A 25761-nucleotide genomic window follows, 5' to 3' on the forward strand; every position below is an offset into this window, starting at 1 on the left:
TACCCTTCCTCTTTTTAACCCGCTTGCTTTATTTCCACTTCTTGTTTCCGTGCATCCAGACCTGGACTGATCAAGTAATAGATCAACGTTCCAGTCAAACCGATGACCGTAATGAAGATTGCCATGATTCCGGACGGCAGGATAGCCCCGATCGTTACCGTGATAGAGACGATCAACATCGCCAGGTTATATTTCAGACCGTTGAATGCCATATATGAGCTTCGTGCATCATCAGGGGGTATCGCTGCCATGTACGACTGTTCAACCGGTACCCGGCAAACCTCCCCGACCGTCAAGATTGCCATCATAATCAATAAAAGCAGTATGTTATTCGAGTAGGCGATCACCCCATATCCGATCGTAAAAATGAAGCAGCTTCCGACCAGGACGGATTTGTCTCGGAACGGCGTAATCAGCTTCGCGGCGAGCAATGCCATCAATACTACAAGGATGGTATTTTCACTCCTCAAAAAACCCATCATCTGTACGCCGTCAACTTTCCAGAACAAAAACTGTTGGACTGGCATTTCCGAACTCAACCTGATTCCTATGTAGTTCGTCAACTGGAACTCCATCGATAAAATCAAGACACCAGCGAAGACGTATAGAACAAACAGACGATCATGCAAGACTTTTTTATAATTCGAGAATAACTGCAAGACATGCTCCTGCGGCCGTAACACAGAGCTGACTGGTGCATAGCTTTCATCGATCAAGAACGCAACAAGGTAGACAACCACTCCCGTGACTACCGTCAATGCCAGGAACAACTGGAACAAGTAATCCTTGAATAGGAATGCACCCAATATCCCACCTATGGCAATAGAAAGGTTGTTCGCCCAGTATGTGATCGAGTACATGAGTTTTCGCTGATCAGGTGTACTGACGTCGATGAGCATCGCAGAGTTCGCAGGGCCGGCAAGCCCCCAGCAAATGCTGTTGACAGTCATCATCATGAATGTGATCACTGGGGAAAAGAACCATGGTGAGTTGCAGACCATCATGATGAAAAAGGCGGAAAATCTCAATATTTCTGCAAACAGCATGATCTTTTTACGACCGAATTGATCAGCGAAGTATCCCCCTATAAAATTGATTCCAATCCCGATGAAAACATTGATCAACAATAAAAGCCCTGCAATCTTAGCACCGAAATGGACCGCCAGATAAATCGACATGAACGGGAAGATCATACTTCCGACAAAACGACTCATAAACGTTTCAATGATACGGATTTTGATGTTCTTATGAAAATCCCTGAATCTCATGATATACCTTCTCTCTCTATTTGTTACCTCAATTATATGATTTGCTCGTTGTTTACGAATCGTGTGATGGTATCAACTTTTCTACTACTTTGGTTGTACGACTTTTCTTTCTCTCTCCAGTCATGCGTCGAAAGACTGTAGATTGACGTATCCCGCCACCAGTCTCCTATCCAGAGATGATCATGCAGGGTTCCATCAAGCGTCATCCCTATTAGATGGAGGAAAGACTGATACTTTTATCTTTAATGACTACCCGTAAATCTATATCCGAATATGGATCGGTTTGATCAGTTCCGATTGAACCTCCATAAAACAGGCCTAACACGTTTTTATCTTTGGCCAGATCCTCTTCAATCCTCCCTATGATCTGGTTTCTCTTTTCAGACAGTCCTGAATTTCTGGCTTCAAATCCCACACATATCATCAACTCCTCAGGTTTTTCCCAATAGTCGTATCAAGTCCATCAATCGTTTTGGCATTTTTTTCACGTCGGTAATTTTCAAGCTTCGACGCTTTTTTCGTATTGGAGATATTCAATGTCTCCCGCTCACCCACATACTCCATGAACGGAACACTGTATCCACAGGACGTTGAAACTCGGTGGATGTTTGCTGTGATGATCTGTCGTATGCCTGGAAGAGGGTCGAAATGCTTGATGTATGTTCCCCATTCTTCTGAATCAGGCAGGATCACTTTCCCGTTACCATACAGCCTCAAGATCTGTGGAGGACCTTCGAATGCACAGAACATGAAGGTGATCCGTTCGTTCTCCTCAATATGGCCGGTCGTTTCATTTCCACTTCCTGTCAGATCCAGATACGCGACTTCAGTTGGAGATAGGATACGCAAGGTATCATATCCTTTTGGTGAAACGTTCACGTGGCCATCCGCTGATAAAGGTGCCGTACTGACGAAAAAAAGATGCTGTTTCCTGATGAAATCCATGTGCTCCCTATGAATCTCTGAATATTGCTTTCCCATATTCCTCTCTCCTTTAAAATTAGGATTTTACATTTTGAAGTACAGGATACTTAAATGGACGATTGAACATGATGTTTTCTATTTCGAGCATGATTTCATGATGGGTCTTATTGAGTGGACCATCACTATAATCCAGATTGCTCATATAGATGATGGTGATTTCGTGATCTGGATATATGACTATACCGCTGCTGTATCCTGCACCATAACCATCATGAGTAATTATTTTACCGAGTTTTTCATCCTTTTCTATTTTCCATCCATAGCCATATCCGGCATTCATTTCGGAATGGAAACCATAGGTATAATGAGAGCGACGACCATCTTGTAATTGAGTTGGTTGAAAAATTTGCTTTATTGTCTCGGTTTTTACAAGTCGATTTGTTTTAAACGATTCCGTCCATTTGTACAGATCATTGACTGTCGAACTGACTTGGCCATCACCTTTTGCTCCATCTAAGAAATAAACGTAGGCGTGCTGATCGATTCCATCAGGTAACTCGAATCTATTTTCATCTTTAAAATAAATATAACCTTTTGCATATCCTTCAATCGGTTCTTCCATTCGTTGTGCAAACGCTCTAGTCCGTGTCATTCCAAGCGGGTCGAAAATATGATCTTTGAAATCACCATATGCTTGACCGCTCAATCTTTCAATGATTTCTGCAAGCAAGATGTACCCCGTATTACTGTACTCGAATTTTTCATCCGTATCTCCGATAAGTTCAGGCTCATTTTCAATGAAATATTCGATGATGTCCTTGTTGCACGCAATTCGATTCCGGTCCCAATGTTCTTCAAATATTTCTATATAATCCGGTAAACCAGATGTATGCGTCAAAAGGTTGTGGATTTTAATTCCTTTTACCTGATATGGGAACTCTGGAATATACATATGTATCAGATCTTGAGCGTCCAATTTACCTTGTTCTTGTAAAATCATGATCGCCATACCTGTAAATGATTTTGTCAGGGATGCTATTTCGAACATCGTTTCCTTGTGAATGTTCTCATTTGTATCCACATTGGCTTTTCCCAATGTTTTGATAAAGACAGGTTTTTCTTTTTCCGCAGTTAATAACGCGCCACTGATCAATTTCTGACTGTTAAGATAGGTAACCAATTTCTCAAGTTGTTCCGTTTTTTCTGGCATTCTCTTTCCTCCTTAATTCACTTGTAAGCTTAGAATCCATAAAGTACTTTGTTTTGGTCGGTAGTGTCGTCAACCACACCAACGTGATTGCAATCAACAGCATAAGGAATGACCCTGCGATTACAGCCGTTTGAATGGTGAATACCTCAACGGCCAATCCGATGACGATGATGAGGACTATTTGGAAAAGCGATTGGAACACATTGATAATACTTATCACCCGTCCCATGATTCCGACTGGCAGGTTGTTTTGATAGAAAGTGATGAATCCTGTGTTTCCAGCTGCCAATGCGAATGACAGAATGAAAAAACCGACTGAACCTCCCACTAAAGATGTTGAGAACGCATAAATGAGATACCCGACAGCACTCATCAACGTCCCTATCCCGATAAGATGGCGCAACGGGATTTTATCGGCAAAAATCGTGACAAACACAGAACCTGCAATGAATCCGATTCCAGCAATGCTGACCAATGCCCCATAAGCTCCCTCTGTGAGCCCCAACACCCTTCTTGTAAATACGACCTCAGTAGAATCCAGCGCAGCCGTGAACACCATCGTGATTTCGAAAAGAGCATAAACGCCCATAACATATGCTGCTTTTTTACTGAACGACAAGACTGTTCTCCAATCTTCTTTTATGACCTGTAAGTCAAGCCGTTCACCTGCAGGCAAGCCTTTTGTATCCATGCCTGGTAAAAATACGATAATCAATCCGGATATCAGAAACGACAGTGCATTCATATAGATTGCAAGCTCTGGTGAGCCGATGAAAACTAGGGCTCCCGCTATTGCAGGCCCAATGACAAAAGCACCAGAGGACATTAGATTATGTAACGAGTTGAAGCGTTTCCTCCTCTTGCCGGGTACCAATTCAGTAATATAAGTTGTGGCCGTCGGATGGAAAAATGAACTTCCCATATTGACCAGAAGTACACAAAGATAGATTAACAGGATTGAGGAAAAGAACGGGATGAAGGCGACTAATCCAGCACGGATCACATCGAGCATGATCATGATTCGCCGTTTATCGAATCGGTCGATGATACTGCCTGACCAGAAGCTGGTCAATAACGAAGCGAATGGTTTCAGAAGATAGAGGCCAGCGACAGCTGCAGCTGATCCATAAACATTCAAAATCATCAGGTTCAATGCGATAAGGTAGATCCAATCCCCTAGGTTAGAGATTCCGATTCCCGCTAAAAGTAAAGACGGATTCTTCCACTCCTTTTTCCATACACGATAAGTTGTTGTCCCAAAATACATCACACCTTCCAAAGAGATTTCTATATACATTAACTCAACTTCCACAATTTCACAATAGAAAATATTGAAGTTTTTGATAAGAATTAAAAACGAGTGTGAACAACCACACTCGTTTTTTAAGAGATCAGGAGATTTTAGAATAGTTCCCAGACACGCTTACAGTCACAGCTGCTTCGTTTCTTTTTGAAGTCATCAAATTTATCAAATTTGTCAAACTTACAGTCATGGTCATCCCATTTGCCAGAACCATGCACCTTGAAGCAATCACATTTGAAGTGGCTGTGCTTCTTTTTGCAATCATCATGTTTGAAATCAAAACTTGGATTATATTTTGATTTACCAGTCTTGCTGCTATAGCCATAGCTTCGCTTCTTTTTCCAGTCATCATAGCCAGAGCTTCGCTTCTTTTTGCAGTCATACCCAGAGCTTCGCTTCTTTTTGCAGTCGTCATATCTACCGCTGCTCTTTCTGCAGTCGAACTTGCCACAGCTGCATTTACCGCTGCTCTTTTTATGGTCGTGCTTACAGCTGCTTTTATGATGCTTCTTTTTATGCTTATGATGTTTTTTCTTATGGTCCTTCTTCTTGTCATCCTTCTTTTTACAATCGCATTCATCATAATAATACTTTACTCCGATAAGGTTGTCCTTTTCGTTCACAAACCATTCCTCCTTTCTCTATCAGATATTACATAATATTAAAGTGGAGATAGATTTGTAACGGCGAAAATACTAATTTTGCGGAATCAAATTACATATTATTTCAAAAAAATAGTATTGTTCACTTCCAAATCATTTACTATAATATGTAAATTCTATAGAAAGGTGGATATTAATTTCAGGGGGGTTTGCGGTATCTCAAAAACCTGGGGGATATACGGTTCAGTAATAGATAAACGCATTGGGACAAACTATTGGACTTCTGGAATATTTGATAGGTTTACAAAGACCAGCCCAATCTGATTGAAAGATTTTATTGGAAGATATTAAAAAGATGAATATCGCGTCTACGATAAAATCGATTCCAATGGGTGAATCAGATATGCAAGCGTAAAACCACTCAGTTAAAAGACTGAGTGGTTTTTCCATTCTAGACAACCATTAAGTTGAGTGTATGTTTCATTAGATGCATACACTAAACGTCAGATTATTATAAATACACAATGGCGAATAACCATTATTCCACTGACGATTTGGATAAACATTTGTCTCACTTTGACACCTTTGCTCGAAACAGTTTCAATTCATTATCAGTTTTTGCATAATAAAAAAGAGATGATTATAGTCGTAACTTATGGAGGGCGGATTATATGTTAGATGTTAAAGACAAGGAAAAGGTGGAATTGGAAGACATATCCAGAAAGAAAGAAGAATTGATCAGGGTGGCCCAAACAAAGGGTTTAAATAGTAAGGAGACCCTCCAATGCAGCCGCGAACTAGACCATCTTCTTAACATCTATCAATCCCTATTATAATGCTTATTGTTTTCTAATTTACATAAATAATCAGTCAGTTCGATCACTTTATCAAACGTTGATTGGTTCGGATCATTCTGAAACTCATGGATTAATTTTCTGATTTCTTTTATTAGCACACTATGATCTTCGGCTTTTAAAGGAGTTTCCAATTGAATACCTCCTCATTCACTTTTGCTAGCAGATTAGCTTATCTTGTAATATAAATTCTATGATTAAAAGTGTGATGTCACTCTTTTTGAACTTAGACCTATCCAGATTATAGATGTTACTCCCTTCTGTAAAAATTCTACGAGATTCCAATATGTCTTTACATCTATCTTTACAGAATACTATAAACCTAATTATAAACATTGATTTAAAAATTGTGAATACATTAGATACAATATATTGACTGTTATTTATTTTAATTAAATCCAACTTGTCCTTAAAACTGTACTTTCATTATATATTTCTTTTCGAAAAGTTTCCCTCTATGGTGGGGCAGAACTCGTAAAGAAATAACTGGAAGCCCTAGTATTTATAGAGTACAATGACAAAAAAGGCTTACTTTAAATTCAGTCAGCCTTCTTTAATATTATCGGAAATATAGGATATAAACAGCTAATGCTGCAATGCCGAGGATGAAGGTCACAAGATAGATCATTGTCAACACCTTTAAATTGACTTTCAGCGACCGGGATTCATATTCATGGGACCTTTTCAATTGAGCGGCAGTACGATCGGCCTCCATTTCATATTCTCTACTAGTTTTATCCACTTTTCTCCCGACCATTATTGTACCAGCCAGCGAAATGACACCTATCAGGATTACAATAATCGTCAAAATAGTATACATGAAAACACCTCTCCAAAGGAATCTTCTTCATTGTCAGTATAAACCAGTACTAGTTTTGAATCTACCATTCCCATCTCCATACCCCCTTCCACTTAATAGATATATATGACAAATTGCCTAAAGACTAATAAGCAAAAGGACACAAATCCAGCCTCCAGCATTTCTTCCTTCCCCTTTTTTCTTTAAAATGATGAATACTGCCATAACACATCAAAATAGAGAGATAGGTGAACCATCATGAAAGGAACATCACATCTGCTTGTTGGCGGGGTTGCAGGATTGATTACTTCCAATGCTCTGCAAACCGATCCCACAACAACAGGTATTCTAATCGCGTGTGGAGGGATTACCGGTCTTATTCCAGATATCGATGTGGATGGGACGTTAAGCAACAAAATAACGAATACGCACAAATTCATCCAGACACTTGCACAGATCATCGGTATTTTATTGATCATTTACAGCTTTGTGGAAGGGGCTGGTATGGAAAAGTGGTATGGCATGGGGACAGGCGCCGGAATCATTGCTGTTTCCTCGTTCATAACGAGAAGGCATATGCTTACAGTGTCCGGGGCAGGCGTGCTGATCGGCGGGTTCATGCTTCAGGAAAATTGGTTGTTCCTGCTGGGCATCTACATAATCGTCGCTTCCTTCGTCCCTCATAGAAGCTACACACATTCGATTTTGGGCATTGTATTCTTCGGTATCATCGCTCATCAATTCGAAACTTCAATAGGAATCGAGGGAATTTTCATAGCAAGTCTTGCGGGTTATGCGAGCCATTTGATTGGGGATATGAAATTCCTGCCTGTCAATAAGAGAGGCGTGAAACTCTTTCTTCCATTCTCGAAATTGGAAATATAACGAACAGGGACTGTCTCGATGCGGAGCAGTCCCTGACGTTTTTGTTAATAATCCAAATTCAGTTTCTTTTCGCGTTTCTTGTACACGAAAGTTGAAATCGTAATGCTTATTTCAAATAAGACCACTAAACAGACGAGTACTAGGATATCAGATAGGAAGTCCGGTGGTGTCAAAACGACAGCCAATACGGTAAAAGCGAAATAACAGATCTTCCTTGATTTTTTCAGACGTGTAGGATTAAGGATTCCTAACGCTGTTAAGAAGAGGACCACGACAGGCATTTCAAACAGGATTCCGAAAGGCACCGTCATTTGGAAAAGGAAATTAAAGTACTTTTCCGTCGTGTAAAACATCTGGAAACCTTCGTTGGATAGTCCCTGAAGAAAGCTGAGGACTGTTGGAAAAACAATTGAATAGCCGAATCCAAGACCGATGATGAACAATAAAAACAAGGCAGGGATCAGCATCAATGTAGCCTTCCGCTGTTTTGCCTCTAACGCTGGAAGGACGAACCGCCATGTATGGTAGGCGGCCAACGGGATTGTCAAACTGATCGCGACAACCCCGGCGATTTTAAAATAGATCCATAGAATATCCGTCGGGCCTAAAAGCGCCAGTTCGGTATCCAAATCCTTTACAAGGAATTGATAGATTTGTTCTACGAAAATGAACCCTATGATGAAAAATGCGAGAAAACCAGCCCCGACGATGAGAATCCGTTTTCTTAACTCGGAAAGGTGATCGACCAACTCCAATTCTTGGGACATCCCCTCAGCTCCTTTTACCTTTATTTAATTCAAGCGCAAATATTTTGGAATTCGGCTTATATTCTTTATAAAGAAGAAGAAAAGAGGAAATCCTCTTTTCTCCCGGCTGATTAATTTTTCTTTTCTTTTGCGCTTGTATCATCTGAAGAGACAAGGTCCTTGGTTGCGTTTTTGAATTCTTTCAACGTATTTCCGAATGCCCGCCCGATTTCAGGCAGTTTCGCTGGACCGAAAATAACGAGGGCAATAATCAAAATCAAAATCAATCCTGGAATTCCGATATTGAATGGCATAATGCATTCTCCTTCCTATTAAAATCCTGTGATTGCAACGACACCAGGTCGTGGCATAGAATCGCCGGCACGATGAGGCCATTTACTTGTAGGTTTTGAAAGGTCTTCGGTTTCTTCACCCGGATGCTGGACAGATAGGAACAATGTTTTCTCGTCAGGAGTGAAAGATGGACCAGTTAGCTCAGCTTCGACAGGCGCAGAAGCAAATTGGAACGCCACTCCTTCATTTTTACCATGGGTTGGGATGACGAACATGCCGTTGTTCCCGAAAGGCTCCCAGATCGTGCTGTTCAACTTGCTGCTGGAAATATCAGTTACCGTCCAAAGGTTTCCATCTTCATCAAACGTCAGGTTGTCAGGTGCACTGAAACCACTCTGGATTCCGCCTGCCGCAAAGATTGAGAACTGGAATTCAAGCGAACCATGGTCATCATTCTTTTCGAAAAACCTGGTAATATGCCCATGCATGTTTCCGTGATTGTCATTGTTCGTATGTGCGATGAATACTGTTCCATCAAACGGGCTGATTTCAACGTCTTCAGGTCGATCTGTCGGCGTACCGCCAACAAGGAGTGCTGCGTCATGACAGTTGACGACAACGTCTGCTTGCGATTGGAACTTGGCCAACGATTCCTGATCATCACCGGCTGCTTTTTGAACCTCTTCGATTGTGAGCGGCACCCAGGCACCTTTACTGAAATCAGCCACATAAAGGGTCCCTGTTTCTAGAAGTTTCGCGTTCTTTTTACCAGCTTTCGGATCATATTTCCCTTTGCTGATGAACTTGTACACGCACGCATCCTTCTTGTCATCTCCCATGTAGACGACAACACGGCCGTCTCTCGCGAGTCCCATGCATGTATTTTCATGATTGAAACGGCCAAGAGCAGTATGCTTACGGACCTGGAATTTTTCATCGAACGGGTCTACTTCGACAACCCAGCCGTAATGCGTTTCATCGAGTTTGGCTGCTTTTGAAGTAGATTCATAGTTTTCTTCACATGTCAGCAACGTACCCCATAACGTTGCCCCACCAGAGCAGTTCGCGAATGTACCCTGTACTTTCGATGCACCTCCGATTGTATTCGCTCCTTTTGCTGGCCCAGTAAGCGCGATCGGTGTCAATCCAGTGACACGACGGGCATATTGGGAGGAAGTATCCATCGCCCATCCATCCGGTCCATTTACGACTTCGATGATCGAACCGCCCTGGTTATAAAGCATTTTTTCGATCTGAGCTTTTGAATAGTTACCTTCGATCTCTTTACCAAACACGAATTTATCGTCAACGTATTCATGGTTTACCCATAGCAACCCGCGTTCATCTTCCCCTTCTATCGGAAAAAATAACGTATAGTCATTGTTGAATCCGAAAGTGTCACCTTTTGCATTGATTTTGTCCCCATATGCTGCTACGACCTTATACGAATATCCTTTTGGCAGTACGAGATCGTCCATGCTCGTAGGTTCGATCGGGTTGAATTTTAAAGGGCCCATTTTCGGTATTTTTTTATTTGGTTTGTGGAAAGTGCCTTGCTGTGCCTTCACTCTATCTGCAATCCCATCTAATCCTGTACTAGCTGCTGCTAATGCCACCGTTCCAGTACCTAGGTATGTAAGGAATTTTTTTCGATCCATTTTCTTTGACAACCTTATCCACTCCTTGACTTTGTCTTTATCCTACAAATCAAATGATAGAGTTAGATTGTTAAGCTAGTGTTGAGTAATTTTAAAAAGTTGAAAATTGAAGAATTGTGGTGCTTTTTTGCTGGTTCCATGCTGGATATGCTGTTTTTTGCATTAAATACAAGAATCAAAAACTATAATTCAGAGGATTTTCGGACAAAAATCCATCAGGTAATGTTTAGAACGTAAAAAAATACTAAAGAAAACTTTACTAGTATTACGAAGGATGAAAGTGACGACGATGCAACTACCCTCTCAGGTTGATGTGTTCATTTCTCCGATTAATCTGTTCACTTCCATGACTAATCTGTTCACTTCTACTATTAATCTGTTCACTTCCATGATTAATCTGTTCACTTCTACGATTAATCTGTTCACTTCTACGATTAATCTGTTCACTTCCATGATTAATCTGTTCACTTCTACGATTAATCTGTTCACTTCTTCTGTTTCATATGAAAGACCACCTTCACACGAATGAAGATGGTCTTTTTTCCTCTTTATTTTCTTCTGTTTTAAAGTCGGGAGAGATCCCTTTCCGGACGAACAATGCAACTACGAACGTCCCGATGCAAAGAGTAAGCGCGAACCAATAAGCATGGTGGACCCCGGCTGTCATCGCCTTATCCAATAGTTCAGGCGTTATTTGGCCGGTCTGTCGTTCCAGATAACTTGTTTGACCTTGACTCATGATACTGACAAAAACAGCTACCCCCAATGCCCCGCCGATCGGTTGCAGTGTATTCGCAATTGCGGTCCCATGCGGATAAAGATGCTTTGGCAATTCATTCAGCGCATTCGTCTGTGATGGCATCAGAATCGCTGAAATGGAGAGCATCAACACGATATAGGCAAGGATGAATGACCAGATCGGAATACCAGGACTGATGTTGCTGAAGAAGATCATCACGCCTACTAATACGATCGTTCCCGGAATGATCAGCTTCCTTGGACCGAACTTATCGAATAAGGTCCCCATGACCGGAGACATCAACCCATTGAGTAAAGCTCCTGGCAGGAGTAATAAGCCTGCAATCTTAGCTGAATATCCGAGTGGTCCTTGCAAATACATCGGCATGACAATTTCAGAGGCGAACATCGCCATGATCACGACAACGAATATCGTGACACCCAGCGCATAATTTTTATAAGCGAAGACCCGGACATCCAGCAATGGCTCGTCGATTTTCAATTGCCGTAAAACGAAGAAAAGCAGACTGATAAGGCTGATCGCAATGATCAAAAGGATCTTAACCGAAGCAAAACCTTCCCCGCTTTCTCCTGCGCTGCTGAAGCCATAGACGATCCCACCAATCCCGATCGTCGAAAGGATGATGGACAGGACATCTGCTTTAGGACGCGTAATTTCCCCGACATTTTCCAGGTATTTGAATGCGAAAAGAATCGAAAACAGTGCGAACGGGATGACAGAAATGAACAACCAGCGCCAGCCTAAAAAGTCGACGATTACACCTGAAAGCGTCGGTCCGATTGCCGGCGCAAACATGATGACGAGGCCGAATGTGCCCATGATCTTGCCCCGTACCTCAGGCGGATAGAGCAACAGCAACGCATTCATGATGACTGGGATCAATAACCCCGTTCCGACTGCCTGGACCATCCGCCCCGTCAACAGCATCGGAAAATTCAAGGCGCATGCAGCTATGATCGTCCCCGCTAAAAAGATCGACATCACACCAATGAACATCTGCCGCGTCGTAAACCATTGGATCAGCAACGCAGAAATCGGCATCAAGACACCCATCACGAGCATGAATCCCGTCGCCATCCATTGGACGGTCGGCGCTTCGATCTCAAATACATGCATTAGCTCGGTCAATGCAATATTGAGAAGCGTCTCGTTCAAAACAGCAAAAAAAGCACCAATCATGAAGGTGATAAGAATGATTTTCGTATTAATTTTCGGTTCCACGATATCCCCCAACCTCATTAGCAGAATTTAACACTTTTCCATAATCCACTATTTCTATAACAATTTCAAGCTTTTCTGTTTTATAAATCACCGATAAAATCCAGATTTGCACCGATATATCTTAAGTTTGCTACGATTTATTCCGGAATTGCACCGAAATAAATCCACATTACACCGTTAAATTTTGAGTTTGCTGCGAATAAAAAACAGCCCGACCATCCGAAGATGTGGACTGTTCCTTGTTTAAGCTGATACGAAGGCTTTTTTGGCTGGTTGTGCAGGTGTACCTGTGAAAGGGTACACGGTGAGTGCATTGTCCTTCGCCTTCAGTTTTTTGATTTCTCGGCCTGTCGTCTTGACAAGCCTTCCGGTAATGAGTTCATTTTGATCCTTAATTGATTCCTCAAAAAGGATCACTCCATCAAGCTGATCATTGGAATTTCCGATCACGAACCACGTCTGTAGCTGGTCATCTATATCATTCAGGAGCTTCACGTCTTTTTTAACATGGGCATGATGGACGGAGTTGAAAACATTTACGAGATCCTCGATGATTGCGCTGGCTGTTGGGAGCTTGCCTGCCCCAGGTCCCTGAAGCTTCAACTGTCCGACAAGATCTCCTGTAATGACAACGGCGTTATCAACACCTTCCACAGAATACAATGGATGTTCTTCTGAGACTACTTTGGGTTCTACATCAATTTTCAAAGCACCATCTTTATAAAGAAGTGAGGCAACATGCTTCAACCTGAAACCGAACGATTCAGCAAGCCTGATATGATTCAATGAGATATCCCGGACCCCTTTCCGTTCGATCCATTTCCATTCTGGCCGTTGTCCGAACAACAATTCTGTAAGTATGACGATTTTATAAAAGGCATCATAGCCATCTACATCATTAGATGGGTCCGCTTCAGCATATCCTTTAGCCTGTGCGGATTGCAAAGCATCAATGAAAGCAGTCCGCTTATTCCGTATTTCACTTAAAATGTAGTTGGAGGTTCCATTCAAAATCGCTTCGATCTTCACGACGGAATTCACCTGAAGCAATTGGTGCAGCGTCCCGATGACCGGTACCCCGCCAGCAACAGATGCTTCATAGGAAATCTCGACGTTCTTTTCTTGCGCTTTCTGCTTCAATTCCCTTCCTTTATGCGCAAACAGTTCTTTATTCGCAGTTATGATATGGCAGCCTTTATCGATGGCTTTTGTTAAGTATGTGTACCCTGGTTCGATTCCGACGATCGCTTCGATGACGACATCAAGGTCAGGTATCGAAAGGATCTCATCAAAATGGGACGTGACGAGTATATCCGGAGAAATACCCCTTTCCTTAGTGATGTCATTGACCAGAATCCCTGCAATCTCGACATTTTTTCCAAGAAGTGACTTTAACCGCTCTTGATAATTTTGGATGATTTCATAGACACCGCTGCCGACCGTTCCGAAACCGAGTAAACCGACTTTTACAGTTGCCACGCTTTTCCCTCCTGTTTAACACCTGATTTCAATTGCTCGTATTGCGTCAATTTACGTCGCAAAAATCTTACTGCTGATCTTCGTTAAGACGAAAATCCGATCATTTTTTTGGACACCGTTAACGACTGCATATATTCCCTTTTTCCCATATCCGCTTCTCCCAGCCTCTTGCTTTTTTATATAAAGTCCGACGAAAATAGCCCCCTTCAATAAGAAGAGGGCCAGCAACAGCCCTTCTTATCTATCAGGAATGTTCTCCTGCTGGAATTGGCACCTTTCCAAGTTCCTTACATACTTGATGGTTGCCGGGTTTCATCAGGCCAGCCCCTCCACCACTCTGGATAAGAAATCATCTATTCATATTTTTACGAGTTAGTTTACTTGTTCAACCTTCGATATCAAACCTGTAGCCGTTTCAATCGCTTGTTCCAAGTCTTCGATAAGATCCTCGACGTTCTCGATTCCGACTGACAACCGGATCAAGTCTTCTGTGACGCCTGTGGAAGGCAGCTCTTCCGGCCTCAACTGCTGATGGGTCGTACTTGCCGGGTGGATGATCAAGCTCTTCGCATCCCCGACGTTCGCGAGGTGTGACCATAATCCAACATTATTGATCACTGCAGCACCTGCATCCCTTCCGCCCTTGATTCCGAAAACGACAACCGATCCTGCGCCTTTTGGTAAGTATTTATTCGCAAGTTGTTTTGATGGATGGTTTTCTTGCTCAGGATAGAGCACCCAATCCACACCAGGATGTTCCTCAAGATATTCAACAATTTTCCTGGCGTTGGCCACATGCTCCTTCACCCGGACGTGCAGCGTTTCCAATCCTAACGCAAGCTGGAAAGCATTATAGGGACTTAACGCAGCGCCTGTATCACGTAATACCTGGACGCGGGCTTTCACGATAAATGCCGCTTCCGGCAGTGCCTCAGCGTACACGATTCCGTTGTAGCTGTGGTCCGGTTCTGTAAATCCAGGGAATTTCGGTGAATTCCAATCGAACTTACCTGCATCGACGATGATTCCTCCCATCGTCGTACCGTTTCCACCGAGCCATTTAGTAGCCGAATGGACAACGATATCAGCCCCATGTTCAATCGGTCTTAACAGATAAGGTGTCGCTAGCGTGTTGTCGACGATCAGCGGTATTCCTGCTTCATGGGCGATTGATGCCACCGCTTCAATATCAAGGACATTCAATCCTGGATTTCCGATTGTCTCAGCAAAAATCGCTTTCGTTTTCGGCGTGATCGCACGGCGGAAATTTTCAGGGTCCTTTGATTCGACGAAATGAGTCTTGATTCCATGCTTCGGAAGTGTGGTTGAAAATAAATTGTAAGTGCCGCCGTATAAAGTCGAAGCGGAGACAATTTCATCACCTGACTCGGCTACATTGAAGATCGCAGCGGATATTGCTGCCATTCCACTTGAGAATGCTAAACCGGCAAGCCCTCCTTCAAGCTCAGTCACCCGTTCCTCTACGACATTGACCGTCGGGTTGCCGATACGCGTATAGATGTAGCCTTCTTCCTTCAGGCCAAAGAGGTCTGCAGCATGATCCGTGTTATTAAACTTGTATGCATTCGATTGATAGATCGGAAGTGCTCTCGCTCCCGTTACAGGATCTGGTTCAAGCCCACCATGGATACCTACTGTTTCAAATCGATACTGTTTTTTTTCACTCATGTCAATCACTCCTCATTTTTAATAATTTTTGATTCATTAAATCCTTTAAGCTTCCAATCTCGTCTCTTCTGCTTCAAGTTCTGCTAATCGATCTTGAACAAAATGCCCCCATTTCTCGAACTCAACCAGGAATCCATCATGTCCGAATTTGGAATCAACTTCATAAAATTGGGCAGTGCCACCGAGCTGTTGGATACTGTTCACGAATTCACGTGATTTTTCAGGAGGGTAAAGCAGATCCTTTGTAAAACTGATCGCAAATACAGGAACTTGCAGATGCTCGATCGCATGGTCAAGCCCTCCTCGGTCACGTCCAAGATCATGACTGTTCATCACCTCAAGCAGCCTAAGATAACTGTTGGCATCAAAGCGCTCAGTCAGCTTTTGGCCTTGGTAGGATAAGTATGATTCAATATCGTAATTCGGAAGTCCCTCCGATATGATATGGTTCCGCTCAAAGCGTTCTTCAAACAGGACATCTGAACGGTAAGTGATCATCCCGATCATCCGCGCAAGGCTCAGTCCCTGTTTCGGAAGCTTTCCTTCACGCCAGGCAGGATCTTGTTGGATCGCAAGGCTTGATATATGGTTGAATGCAATCGCATAATCGCTGAACTGAGGCGTGACAGCTACCGGGAAAATACTGTCAACGAAATCCGGATACATGATTCCCCATTCGAGGACCTGCATCCCACCGAGTGATCCCCCGATTACCGCTCTTAAATGATTGATGTTGAGGATATTCAGTGCTACGAACTGAACTTCTACCAGGTCACGGACTGTCAGGCACGGGAAATCCGTTCGATAAGGTTCACCTGTTTCTGGATTGATTGATGCCGGACCTGTTGAACCGTTACAGCCTCCAAGTACATTGAAGGTGATGACTTGATAACGTTTCGTATCGATATATCCGCCTTCCTTGATTAATCCCCGCCACCATCCGGGTTCATCCGGGGTGCCGACTGTATCTTGATTCCCTGTCAACGCATGACAGACAAGAATTGCGGGTGCATTCCGAGGTCCGCATCTTTCATATGCGAGTTCGACTTCATCAAGTTTTTTCCCTGATTCCAGTATGAAGTTCGGAATTTGAACCGTTCCTTTCTTATAAAAATTGGGACTCCTCACTGTCTGGCCTCCTTTGTTAGATTTCAATTCCGTTCGTTTTTCATGAAAATCAAAAAGCCTCTCTGCAAAGACAGAGAGGCCAAATTATCACACATTTGTCTCTCTCATCTTCCGAAACGCAGATACGCTTCGCAGGAATTAGCACCTTTCAAACCTAAGTTTGATGGTTGCCGGGCTTCATCGGGCCAGTCCCTCAGCCTCTCTTGATAAGAGTTGAAATCAATTTAATTTTTAAATTATTTGATTCGAATCTTAGCATGACGAAAAAAACGTGTCAACAGCTATTTTCAATTTTTCCATCGACTTTTTCCGACCTTTAACACTCGCCACTGTCCCGTTTTCTAGATAATTTTATCGGATTAAAAATAATTTTTGTTTTTTTAAGGTAATTGTGCACCCTTAAGCTTTAAATTCATCCCTTTAGATTACCGTGCGCAAGCCTCCTCATTTACCTTAAATGTAGGTCGCCTGGTTCCCGCAGGAGTGTCGCGATTCGGTACATTTTAAAAGTTGAAAAATCACTGGATCCATAATTTCCGTAGATCCACATTTCCGAATGAAACAAACTGGATATCCTGGATCATCGGATGGAAGGCCCGTTTTTTCACCGGATGGTTCATATAAAGGAACAGATTGTTTTCTTTGATATGATCTTCGATTTGATCAATCCATGCTTGACGTCCCTCAGCTGTCTCTTCCTTTTTAAAACAATCGAGCCAGCCATCGATCTTCTCCAAATGCTTTTTCCCTAATAACCGGCGGAACAACAGAGCGTCGTTTTTAAAAGCCCCAAAAAAGGAAAGGTGGTGATCATGGGATGCAACCTCCCCCATTAGCAGAAGATCGCCATTCTGATCTAGCTCAGGTGAGTAAAAATCACTGATTCGAAAAGGAACATGATGGATGTTCACACCATATCGGGCAGCCTTTTCAATTAACCATTGCGCCTCTTCTGCAGCCCGCAAATAATCTAGAGAATAGAGAGCCAATTCTTCCCCTTCATATCCAGATTCCTCAAGCAACCGAGGAATTTCAGAAGTCTCTCGTTGCCGGGATTCGGATTTCCAATGAAAATAGCTGGATGCCTCGATCGGCTCGGGTCTTCCAACATCGATGTACATCTGTTTCACATCCAAGAGATGATACATCGCCTCCCGAAACGAAGGATGATGAACAATAGATGTTCGTTTGAAGTTGAAAGCCAGGAATCGGAATCCGACTTCAACCTCCTCTTTTTCAAGATATTCTTGACTTTCCTGGACTCCTTCGATATGGAAGCTAATCTGTCGGGCAGCTGCATACGGTACATTCCAGAATTCCACTTCATCCAAAAGCGGCCGCTCCAAAAAATAGTGATCGAACGCTTCCAGGGCAAATTTCTTTTCTGATCGCTCCTTCAGCCTGAATGGACCTGTCCCGATCCATTCCGAGTCATCAAATTCCACATCACTCGGTAAGATTGCTAGATTGTGGGTCGATAGGTACCGTGCAAAAAACGGATTCGGTCTCGACAATCGGAACGTAACGATGAATGGAGACGGACACTCGATGTTTTCGATTTCTTCGATCATCCAATAATAAGGGGACCCCCGCTCGATCCTATTGAATGTATACAAGACATCTTCACTCTTCAGGATCTTCTGATGGTGGAACCGGACTCCTTTTCTTAGATAAAAACTCCATTTTCTATGATTGTCAGCCACAACCCAATGATGAGCAAGGTGGGGTTTGATCGTGTCACTTTCAAAATCATAGGTTACAAGACTATCACCTAACTGCTGGATCAGATAACTTTCAAAAGTGATGGATGCTTTGGCTGGATCGAGGCTCGTAAGCTCGTTTCTGAAAATAGAGCGTAAGACATCCTTCGATTGACTTTTAGACTGCAGTCCGAAAAGCGCCAATATTTCTTCAGAAATATTGGCTACCCACGACTTCGGGATCGGAAGCTGTAAAAGGTGAATCAAATCGTCCATCCGTTCTTGATCAACACATTTTTTGACAGCTGCTTCGATTTCCTCCTGAAAGGGTAGGAAAAACCGAACCGCAGAAGCATTACCTCTTCCCCTGCCAGGTTCATAAGCCAACAGCTTTTCAGCTTCGAATTTTTTCATTTTCCTTTTCACATTTTTCTGTGTACAGAACCATATCTGTTCAAGCTCGCTCAGCTTGAATGTTGAACACCGTTCTTTTTCCCTGGGATAAAGGAACGCTCGCAGTTCATAGTAGGAAAGGTCTTTCATCTCACTCACCTCCTAAAAAGGGGACATAATTAATAGCATTATACCCTTTTTATCCCCTTTTAGGAATTGCAAAATGAGAGAAGGAAGGGTGAAAAAACTATGTTGATAGAATTACATCCGAATATTCGAATACGTATCTACACTTCTTTTTTAAGCAGACTGATCGGTTCCATGATCTTTCCTTTCATGGCGATTTATTTTACTAATGCCATCAATGCCTTCTGGGCAGGGACATTGTTATTGATAAACGTCATCATCCAGTTCATCGCTGGATTGTATGGTGGGTATTTAGCCGATATTTTAGGTCGTAAAAGGTTGATGGTGACCGGTGAATGGATGAAAGTGATCGGTTTTGTCGGCATGATCCTCGCCAACTCGCCCTGGTACTCCTCTCCATGGATGACTTTTGGCATGATGGCGATCATCGGAATTGCATCAGGACTTGTAAATCCGGCTGCTGAAGCGATGTTGATCGATGTCAGCACAAAAGAAACCCGCGCCTTCATGTATGCCATCAATTACTGGGCCGTGAACATGTCTTTGATGCTAGGTTTAATTGTCGGCGGCTTCCTGTATAAAACACACTTTTTCGAATTGTTGCTTGCCTTATTCCTGATGTCCCTGGTGACGCTTTGGATGACAGCCACCCTCATCCAGGAAACCTATACACCAGAAAGCACGACAACGAAACCTTACGGGATCAAGCCGATTTTACAAAGCTATAAGACTGTCATTACAGATCTCCCTTTTGTGATGTTCATAATCGGAGGGATCGCGGTGTTGTCAATCGAGTTCCAGCGTGACAATTTCATCGCTGTACGACTGGAAGATGAGATCATTCCGAAAACGTACTCCTTTTTAAGCGGTCTGGACTTTTCGATTGACGGAGTTAAGCTGCTCAGCCTGTTGACAGTCGAAAATACGATTATCATCGTACTATTTACAGGGCTTGTGGCAAAATGGATCCGTAATAAGCGTGAACAGCCGATCATGTATGCAGGATTCATCTTATTCGGGCTCGGATATGGAGTCCTGGCATTCTCAAATGACTTTACCACCCTTGTGCTCGCTGTCGTCATCCTCTCGATCGGGGAATTGATGTACGTTCCGACACGTCAATCGATCCTTGCAGATATCGTTGACGATTCACGACGTGGAGCTTATATGGCTTTCAATGGATTTGTCTTCCAAATCGGAAAGATGGTCGGGGCACTTGGAATCATCATAGGGGAGGCGATCGGTGGAGTCGGAATGGGTGTCCTCTATTTCGTTTTTGCTTTGTTAGGCATCGTTTTTACAAAAATGGCGATCCAAATGCGTTCAGTAAATGGAAAAATCACCGCTGAAAAGGCTATTTGATTACGGAAGGACGGCGACTCGTCGTCCTTTTGCTTTTAAGATAGACCGGTTGTAGGAATCACGCCGATTTCCAGCTAATCACGCCAAATAGCAAAAAAGACCTACCTCGCTCGGCAAGCCTCATCATCAATGATCCCTTTCACCCACTCATAACCCTCTGCAACGAACGCATCACTTGGGGTCATGTGTGGAGTATGCTCGAAAACGAACCTGATACCCCCGATCCCTGCAAGGTAACGAAGAATCGGTTCCAGCTCGTAATGCTTAAGATTGTTCTCATAGGATGGATGGACAGGTGTCCAAATATATTTATCTCCCATGAACGCAACGTTATGTATATGGGCAACATGAATATGTTTCTCCCATTTTGTGATATAATCCATTGCATGTTTTCCGGTTGCGATCAAATAATCACCGATATCGATGCAAAGTTTCAATCCATACTGTTTCCACGTCTCTTCAGGAAATTGGTGCAGATAACGGATGCCATCTGGGGAACGATGTAAACCAAGCTTCGGTTCACACACGATAGGCAATCCGTACTTTTCTTGGATGGTGTTCAGCCTCTTCAATCCTTTTTCAATCAGTGAATTTGGCTTATATTCAGCCTTTTTACTTTTAAAGTAAGGAAAATGGACAAGGATATATTCTGCGCCGAGTCTGGATAGTTTTTCCGCCTCTTTTTCAAATTGCACCCAGGCATCTTCCGGCTTCATTTGGACTTTTTCAATCAGGTCATATTTGCTCCCATTCCTGAAAAGCGGAGAATGGATACCGAAATTCGCATTCCTTTCTTTACATAATTTCAAGAAACGACCCAACGATGATTGATCATCAAACTCTCCAATCTCAATATTTACTATCCCATCCCAAAACAACCTTTCAAATTGAGCGGGATCAGACATGATTGTACTCCCGGAAACACTTAGACGATTCTTCAACAACCTCTCCCCTTACCGATGTTTTACCACTATTTACAACAAAAGCGTAAACGCCCTGATCAGCCACGAAGGTCACTGGAAGTCCGACGAGGAGGCTCGAACCAAACAAAGTTCGGTTCTGCGTGGGGAAATACTTCGTACTAAATCAATGTGTCGACTGCCGCAGCAGGATGAAGTGATCCAAAGTGGTTGGGCGGTGAAGCTAGACATTCCCTCTTCGAAAACAAAATGTTTATACCTTTTTATCTTTTAAGAAGAAGAGCTGTCCCATATGATTATGACACTTAATGTCATCTTGTGGTGTCTGACATGATCATTTGGACAGCTCCGTAAAATTCATTTAACCTGGTTGCATATTGAGCACAGCCGGAGTATCCATCAACTTGACGATTTCATTCATAGCTGAACTTTCTGTAGACGTTAAAAAGTCATCCATCCTGCTGAAGATCTGCTTCCTCCGCCACTCGTTTTCAAGTATAAGTGCAATTTCGTTTTCAGATGGTTGATTCTGAAGCTCCATGATCAGCTTCTTCTCCTTCAAACCATTTAAGTTGAATTGCTCCTGCCCTGGTAACGCGGAGTGCACGAAAATGAGCAATCGCTTTTTCAAAGCTTCACTGATCGTGATACCACCTGGCTTGGTTATGATGGCATCAGCCTGTTCATAGAGCCTGTTCATCTCTTCCCTGCACTCGATATATCCTTCCGGCTGAATATGTGAGAGATTCCAGGATTCCAATTCTTTAAACAGCTTATCGTTTTTTCCGCATAAGACAGTATATCGATAACGTGCATTTTCCCTGATGCTTCTCAAATAAGGAAGGATGTTCCCGATTCCGATGCTGCCTCCCGCTACAAGAATATGCTTTTTATCCGACGGAAAGCGAGTTGTTAAGGAGACCATTTCATCACTTGTCGGGATTCCGGTGATCGAAATTTGTTCCTCATCTACATCATACTTCTCGACCAAGAATCTTTTCATCGTTTCATCATTGACGAGATGAAGATCGATGTGGTCCTTTCCCCAGATGCCATTGACAAAAAAGTCCGTATACACATTCACTGCGGGAACAGCGATTTGATTCTTCCGTTTTAATCTGCTTACAATGGCAGACGGAAAACAATGTGTGCAGACAATCAGATCAGGCTTCTCTTCTTTCAACAACTCAAGCATTTTCGTTTCGAAACCAAGCATCTGCACATAATCGATCGACATGTTATTCTGCGGATTCTTCGGCTCATACATGAAGCGCTTGTATACCCAATGGTATGTTTTCGGGAGTGAGCTGATCCATTTCAAATACACATTCCCGATCGTTTTTTCCAAAGGCTCATTCCAATAGCTGAGAAAATCAACCTTCTTGCAAGTGATCGTTTGATCTGAACCTTGAATGGAGTCAATTAGCGCATCTGCTGCCCGGTGGTGTCCAGACGGCATCTGGAACAAAGGTAAAAACAATATTTTCCTCATGCTCGGCTCCCTCCTTTCAAGCTCTTTTTCTTGATGAAAATCGCTCCTATGAAGAGCACCAGTGCTGCCACCCCAAGCCATGGAAAGTATTGGATAGGGATTTGATCACCAATATAGAAACCGACAAAAATATAGCTGATCGCCCAAAGCGCACTGCCGATGATCGAATAGGCGACATACACTGGAAATGGGTAACGGCTTGTCCCTGCAATATATGGAGCAAGCTGTCTTACACCCGGGATGAACAGTCCGAATAAAATGGTCAAGGTTCCATATCGTCGGAATTGGGTACTTGCCTTCTCCCAATGTTCAGACGTTATTTTTAAATATCGGCCGTATTTATTAAGGAATGGAATGCCGAGATAACGACCGGCCATGTAGGCTGTAAGCATTCCAGACAGGCTTCCCATGAAAGCACAGATCACTGTCCAAATTAGAAGCAAGTGATGCTGGGCGGTAAGCATACCAATCAATACCAGAAATGTCTCTTCTGGTGCTGGAATACCGACAACACCGCAAAAAAGTGTTATTAAAATAATCCAATAACCATAGTTCTCAATAGCAACTGTCATATTCTCAAGATTCATACAGACCTCTTTTGTTCTTTTGTCGCGTGAATATTTAAGTGTTCCTCTAATGAAACGCCGCGAAACCCGTTAGATCGAAGGTACGGAAGGAACCCTCTCAAAGCTTCGATCATTTGTTCAGGTGCATCTGAATCCGCCCCGCTGTTCTCTCCATCATCATGGAGAAGATAGATTTGACCATCTGAAAGTCGTCCTACCAGACGCTTATTCAAGTTTATCGAATCCTGCCCCTTTTTCCAATCCTGAAAAATGGCAGACCAAAGCACGATCGAATACTCTCTTGCAAACCACATCGTGAACACATTGAACCGTCCATAAGGGGGGCGATAAAAAGACGGTCTTACACCGATGAGATTGCTGATGATTTTCGCGCTTTCATGGATCTCACGTTTTGTTGCCAATGGTGTCAAAAACCAGCTGTTGGTATGGTTATAGTGATGGATCCCTACCGTATGCCCTTCCTGATGCATCCGCTTGATAAGCTCATGATGCTTCACAGCTTTTTCCGCAACAACAAAGAATGTCGCTTTCACATCGTATTTCTTCAATAAATCCAATACTCGTGGTGTATAGATCGGATGGGGACCATCGTCGAACGTCAAAGCCAGTGTTTGCTTATTTTCACCTTTTTTCACCATTCCTATTGTAAACATTCGTAAAAAGACCGTCGGAAGGATACCATACAGTAGAAAAAGAATCAATCCTATGGCGACGGTTAACAAGGCCGTTTGCATGTTTCTTTCACCTTTGTTTTCATTATTAAACGTCCAAAACAAATTATTTGTTTCATTGAAATCACAACCTTCCTTATTCTACCAGAGACCAGGGATTTCAGAAAGGTTATTTTTTAAAGGGATTCGAAAAGTATTGCAAGTTTATGACAAAACATCATTTTCCAATTTCCTCCTGTTCAAGATTATTCGGTTCTTGGTTGGCGATACCCCATCTGGTGTCTAATGATAAACAGGTACGTATTCACACCTTTTTCATATAGTGATAGGAGTAGAAAAGTGTAAAGGAAGATTGGATGAGAAGCGATAAGGACATGCCAAGCTACGAAATTTACATTGATGATGATGTTTATCAGCACTTTAAAAAAGATTTCCGGTCAGAGGATCCCGTAGAGGCAGAATTGGTGGTCGGCGATACCGTCTATGATATCGATTTTCTTTACCGTGGAGCTCATATCCGCAAGATGACCAAGAAGTCCTACCAGATCATTTTCCCAAAAGTGACTTCAGGTATTAAGGAACTGCACCTGAATGCAGAATACATCGATAAATCACTGATGCGGAATAAGCTCTCTCTTGATTTCTTTTCTTCAATCGGGGTCCTATCCCCCAGGTCTAACTATGTGCTTTTGACGATCAATGGTGAATTTCAGGGGATCTACCTCCAGCTTGAATCCGTTGACCGATGCTTTTTAAAGAGCAGGAATTTACCGAAGGGTCCTATTTTTTATGCGGAAAATGATAATGCGAATTTCTCCTTGATGAGTCCGGTTCTTGAGGATATCAAACAACGCTTCGAGTCAGGGTACAGCCGTAAAGAGGGAGATAATCGGGACACAGCCGAGTTGGCGAAATTCATTTATCAGATCAATACGATATCCCAGAAAGATTTTGAAACGGAAATCCACCGGTACTTGGATGTGGATAAATACTTAAGATGGCTCGCGGGTGTCGTCTGTACGCAGAACTTTGACGGGTTCATCCACAATTATGCGCTGTACCGCCGTAGTGATACCGGTTTATTCGAAATCATCCCATGGGATTATGATGCTACGTTCGGTCGGGATATCCACGGGGAGGAGATGGATTGCGATTACATTCCGATCCAGGGCTATAACACCTTAACGGCGCGGCTCCTCGATGTTTCGTCATTCAGGGGTCAATACTTCATGATTCTTAAAAAAATTCTTAAGAACCAGTTCACACCTGAATATCTTGGAAAAAACATACGCAAAATGTACCGACAGATCGAACCCTATTTAAAGAAAGATCCTCACTTGAAGGGAACTGTGAATCAATTTTACAGCGAACTAGAATTCATTTTAGGCTATATTAAAGAACGCAACCGCTATTTACGGAACCACCTTTCCGATTTGGTTTAAAAGAAAAGCGCAATTGCCCTGTTCAGCCACGAAGGTCACTGGAGGTCCGAACGAGGAGGCTGTTTGTGATCTACTACAAAACTTTAAGGGACTTAGGTGACCTTAATTGCTGAAAAAATCAGCGGTCTTTTCTCCGTATAGCGGACAAATGTCTTCTATTAAAAACCCCTGTTTGTCACGAATAGCAGAATAGGTGTCCTCTATAATTTTTGCACGATTATAAAACA

At 42.8% G+C, this 25761-nt stretch carries 26 protein-coding genes and 2 riboswitches; of the genes, 4 read left to right on the forward strand and 22 right to left on the reverse strand.

The genetic code is table 11. From position 1 onward, the window contains the following. Positions 1 to 14: 14 nt before the first annotated feature. The 6 genes from L1611_RS06535 to L1611_RS06560 form a co-directional block, all read right to left on the reverse strand. Complete coding sequence (locus L1611_RS06535; RefSeq protein ID WP_236312294.1) at positions 15 to 1268, reverse strand: MFS transporter; 1254 nt, start codon at positions 1266 to 1268, stop codon at positions 15 to 17. 211 nt (positions 1269 to 1479) lie between these two features. After that, the gene (locus tag L1611_RS06540; RefSeq protein WP_236312295.1) at positions 1480 to 1683 is read right to left on the reverse strand and encodes a nucleotidyltransferase domain-containing protein; all 204 of its coding nucleotides are present in this window, start codon (positions 1681 to 1683) and stop codon (positions 1480 to 1482) included. A gap of 8 nt (positions 1684 to 1691) precedes the next feature. Further along, positions 1692 to 2249 carry a pyridoxamine 5'-phosphate oxidase family protein gene (locus tag L1611_RS06545; protein WP_236312296.1) on the reverse strand — a complete coding sequence of 186 codons (558 nt, stop codon included), beginning with the start codon at positions 2247 to 2249 and terminating at the stop codon, positions 1692 to 1694. Positions 2250 to 2268: 19 nt separating this feature from the next. Continuing rightward, complete coding sequence (locus tag L1611_RS06550; RefSeq protein WP_236312297.1) at positions 2269 to 3402, reverse strand: serine hydrolase domain-containing protein; 1134 nt, start codon at positions 3400 to 3402, stop codon at positions 2269 to 2271. Further along, positions 3377 to 4699: an MFS transporter gene (locus L1611_RS06555; protein WP_407681709.1), complete on the reverse strand. Its 1323-nt coding sequence runs from the start codon at positions 4697 to 4699 to the stop codon at positions 3377 to 3379. Before L1611_RS06555 ends, L1611_RS06550 begins: the two co-directional genes overlap by 26 nt. A 94-nt stretch (positions 4700 to 4793) precedes the next feature. Continuing rightward, positions 4794 to 5288 (reverse strand): hypothetical protein, encoded by a 495-nt coding sequence (locus L1611_RS06560; RefSeq protein WP_236312298.1) that lies wholly within the window; start codon positions 5286 to 5288, stop codon positions 4794 to 4796. A gap of 690 nt (positions 5289 to 5978) precedes the next feature. On the opposite strand from L1611_RS06560, the gene L1611_RS06565 reads away from it, so the two are divergent. After that, positions 5979 to 6143, forward strand: coding sequence for an aspartyl-phosphate phosphatase Spo0E family protein (locus L1611_RS06565; protein WP_236312299.1), 165 nt, complete (start codon positions 5979 to 5981; stop codon positions 6141 to 6143). Here L1611_RS06565 and L1611_RS06570 read toward each other — a convergent pair. Together L1611_RS06570 and L1611_RS06575 are read right to left on the reverse strand one after the other, a co-directional pair. Further along, positions 6128 to 6295 (reverse strand): hypothetical protein, encoded by a 168-nt coding sequence (locus L1611_RS06570; protein WP_236312300.1) that lies wholly within the window; start codon positions 6293 to 6295, stop codon positions 6128 to 6130. The genes L1611_RS06565 and L1611_RS06570 overlap by 16 nt on opposite strands. Positions 6296 to 6720: 425 nt before the next feature. Continuing rightward, positions 6721 to 6981: a hypothetical protein gene (locus L1611_RS06575; RefSeq protein ID WP_236312301.1), complete on the reverse strand. Its 261-nt coding sequence runs from the start codon at positions 6979 to 6981 to the stop codon at positions 6721 to 6723. Positions 6982 to 7218: 237 nt separating this feature from the next. On the opposite strand from L1611_RS06575, the gene L1611_RS06580 reads away from it, so the two are divergent. Continuing rightward, on the forward strand, positions 7219 to 7845 hold the full coding sequence (locus tag L1611_RS06580; protein ID WP_236312302.1) for a metal-dependent hydrolase: 627 nt from the start codon (positions 7219 to 7221) through the stop codon (positions 7843 to 7845). A 44-nt stretch (positions 7846 to 7889) separates the two neighbouring features. Here the strand turns inward: L1611_RS06580 and tatC are convergent, their stop codons facing one another. The 10 genes from tatC to L1611_RS06630 form a co-directional block, all read right to left on the reverse strand. Beyond that, positions 7890 to 8612: a twin-arginine translocase subunit TatC gene (gene tatC / locus L1611_RS06585; protein WP_225065721.1), complete on the reverse strand. Its 723-nt coding sequence runs from the start codon at positions 8610 to 8612 to the stop codon at positions 7890 to 7892. A 110-nt stretch (positions 8613 to 8722) separates the two neighbouring features. Next, positions 8723 to 8905: a twin-arginine translocase TatA/TatE family subunit gene (gene tatA / locus L1611_RS06590; RefSeq protein WP_236312303.1), complete on the reverse strand. Its 183-nt coding sequence runs from the start codon at positions 8903 to 8905 to the stop codon at positions 8723 to 8725. Positions 8906 to 8923: 18 nt separating this feature from the next. Then, complete coding sequence (locus tag L1611_RS06595; protein WP_236312845.1) at positions 8924 to 10543, reverse strand: PhoX family protein; 1620 nt, start codon at positions 10541 to 10543, stop codon at positions 8924 to 8926. A gap of 303 nt (positions 10544 to 10846) precedes the next feature. Continuing rightward, positions 10847 to 11032: a hypothetical protein gene (locus tag L1611_RS06600; protein WP_236312304.1), complete on the reverse strand. Its 186-nt coding sequence runs from the start codon at positions 11030 to 11032 to the stop codon at positions 10847 to 10849. A 28-nt stretch (positions 11033 to 11060) separates the two neighbouring features. Further along, positions 11061 to 12524 carry an MDR family MFS transporter gene (locus L1611_RS06605; RefSeq protein WP_236312305.1) on the reverse strand — a complete coding sequence of 488 codons (1464 nt, stop codon included), beginning with the start codon at positions 12522 to 12524 and terminating at the stop codon, positions 11061 to 11063. Positions 12525 to 12767: 243 nt separating this feature from the next. Next, on the reverse strand, positions 12768 to 14003 hold the full coding sequence (locus L1611_RS06610) for a homoserine dehydrogenase (protein ID WP_236312306.1): 1236 nt from the start codon (positions 14001 to 14003) through the stop codon (positions 12768 to 12770). 51 nt (positions 14004 to 14054) lie between these two features. Continuing rightward, positions 14055 to 14231, reverse strand: coding sequence for a hypothetical protein (locus L1611_RS06615; protein WP_236312307.1), 177 nt, complete (start codon positions 14229 to 14231; stop codon positions 14055 to 14057). A gap of 6 nt (positions 14232 to 14237) precedes the next feature. After that, positions 14238 to 14351, reverse strand: a riboswitch (SAM riboswitch). A gap of 24 nt (positions 14352 to 14375) precedes the next feature. Further along, the gene (locus L1611_RS06620) at positions 14376 to 15692 is read right to left on the reverse strand and encodes an O-acetylhomoserine aminocarboxypropyltransferase/cysteine synthase family protein (RefSeq protein ID WP_236312308.1); all 1317 of its coding nucleotides are present in this window, start codon (positions 15690 to 15692) and stop codon (positions 14376 to 14378) included. 45 nt (positions 15693 to 15737) lie between these two features. Beyond that, positions 15738 to 16820 (reverse strand): homoserine O-acetyltransferase MetX, encoded by a 1083-nt coding sequence (gene metX, locus L1611_RS06625; protein ID WP_236312309.1) that lies wholly within the window; start codon positions 16818 to 16820, stop codon positions 15738 to 15740. 101 nt (positions 16821 to 16921) lie between these two features. Continuing rightward, a riboswitch (SAM riboswitch) is annotated at positions 16922 to 17033 on the reverse strand. A gap of 305 nt (positions 17034 to 17338) precedes the next feature. Then, positions 17339 to 19063 carry an SgrR family transcriptional regulator gene (locus L1611_RS06630; RefSeq protein WP_236312310.1) on the reverse strand — a complete coding sequence of 575 codons (1725 nt, stop codon included), beginning with the start codon at positions 19061 to 19063 and terminating at the stop codon, positions 17339 to 17341. A 99-nt stretch (positions 19064 to 19162) separates the two neighbouring features. Here L1611_RS06630 and L1611_RS06635 point away from each other — a divergent pair, with 99 nt between their 5' ends. Next, the gene (locus L1611_RS06635) at positions 19163 to 20422 is read left to right on the forward strand and encodes an MDR family MFS transporter (RefSeq protein ID WP_236312311.1); all 1260 of its coding nucleotides are present in this window, start codon (positions 19163 to 19165) and stop codon (positions 20420 to 20422) included. Between the two features lie 101 nt (positions 20423 to 20523). Here L1611_RS06635 and L1611_RS06640 read toward each other — a convergent pair whose 3' ends face one another. From L1611_RS06640 to L1611_RS06655, 4 genes are all read right to left on the reverse strand, one after another. Further along, positions 20524 to 21363, reverse strand: coding sequence for a TIM barrel protein (locus tag L1611_RS06640; protein WP_236312312.1), 840 nt, complete (start codon positions 21361 to 21363; stop codon positions 20524 to 20526). A gap of 340 nt (positions 21364 to 21703) precedes the next feature. Continuing rightward, a complete protein-coding gene (locus L1611_RS06645; RefSeq protein ID WP_236312313.1) occupies positions 21704 to 22834 on the reverse strand; it encodes an MGDG synthase family glycosyltransferase in 1131 nt (376 codons plus the stop codon). Beyond that, positions 22831 to 23421 (reverse strand): DedA family protein, encoded by a 591-nt coding sequence (locus L1611_RS06650; RefSeq protein WP_236312314.1) that lies wholly within the window; start codon positions 23419 to 23421, stop codon positions 22831 to 22833. The genes L1611_RS06645 and L1611_RS06650 overlap by 4 nt, the downstream gene beginning before the upstream one ends. Next, positions 23418 to 24155: a polysaccharide deacetylase family protein gene (locus L1611_RS06655; RefSeq protein WP_236312315.1), complete on the reverse strand. Its 738-nt coding sequence runs from the start codon at positions 24153 to 24155 to the stop codon at positions 23418 to 23420. The genes L1611_RS06650 and L1611_RS06655 overlap by 4 nt, the downstream gene beginning before the upstream one ends. A gap of 293 nt (positions 24156 to 24448) precedes the next feature. Between L1611_RS06655 and L1611_RS06660 the strand changes: the two genes are divergently transcribed. Continuing rightward, complete coding sequence (locus L1611_RS06660) at positions 24449 to 25534, forward strand: CotH kinase family protein (protein WP_407681710.1); 1086 nt, start codon at positions 24449 to 24451, stop codon at positions 25532 to 25534. Positions 25535 to 25761 lie beyond the last annotated feature (227 nt).

Source organism: Pseudalkalibacillus salsuginis, from assembly GCF_021646685.1.
GTDB lineage: Bacteria > Bacillota > Bacilli > Bacillales > Fictibacillaceae > Pseudalkalibacillus > Pseudalkalibacillus salsuginis.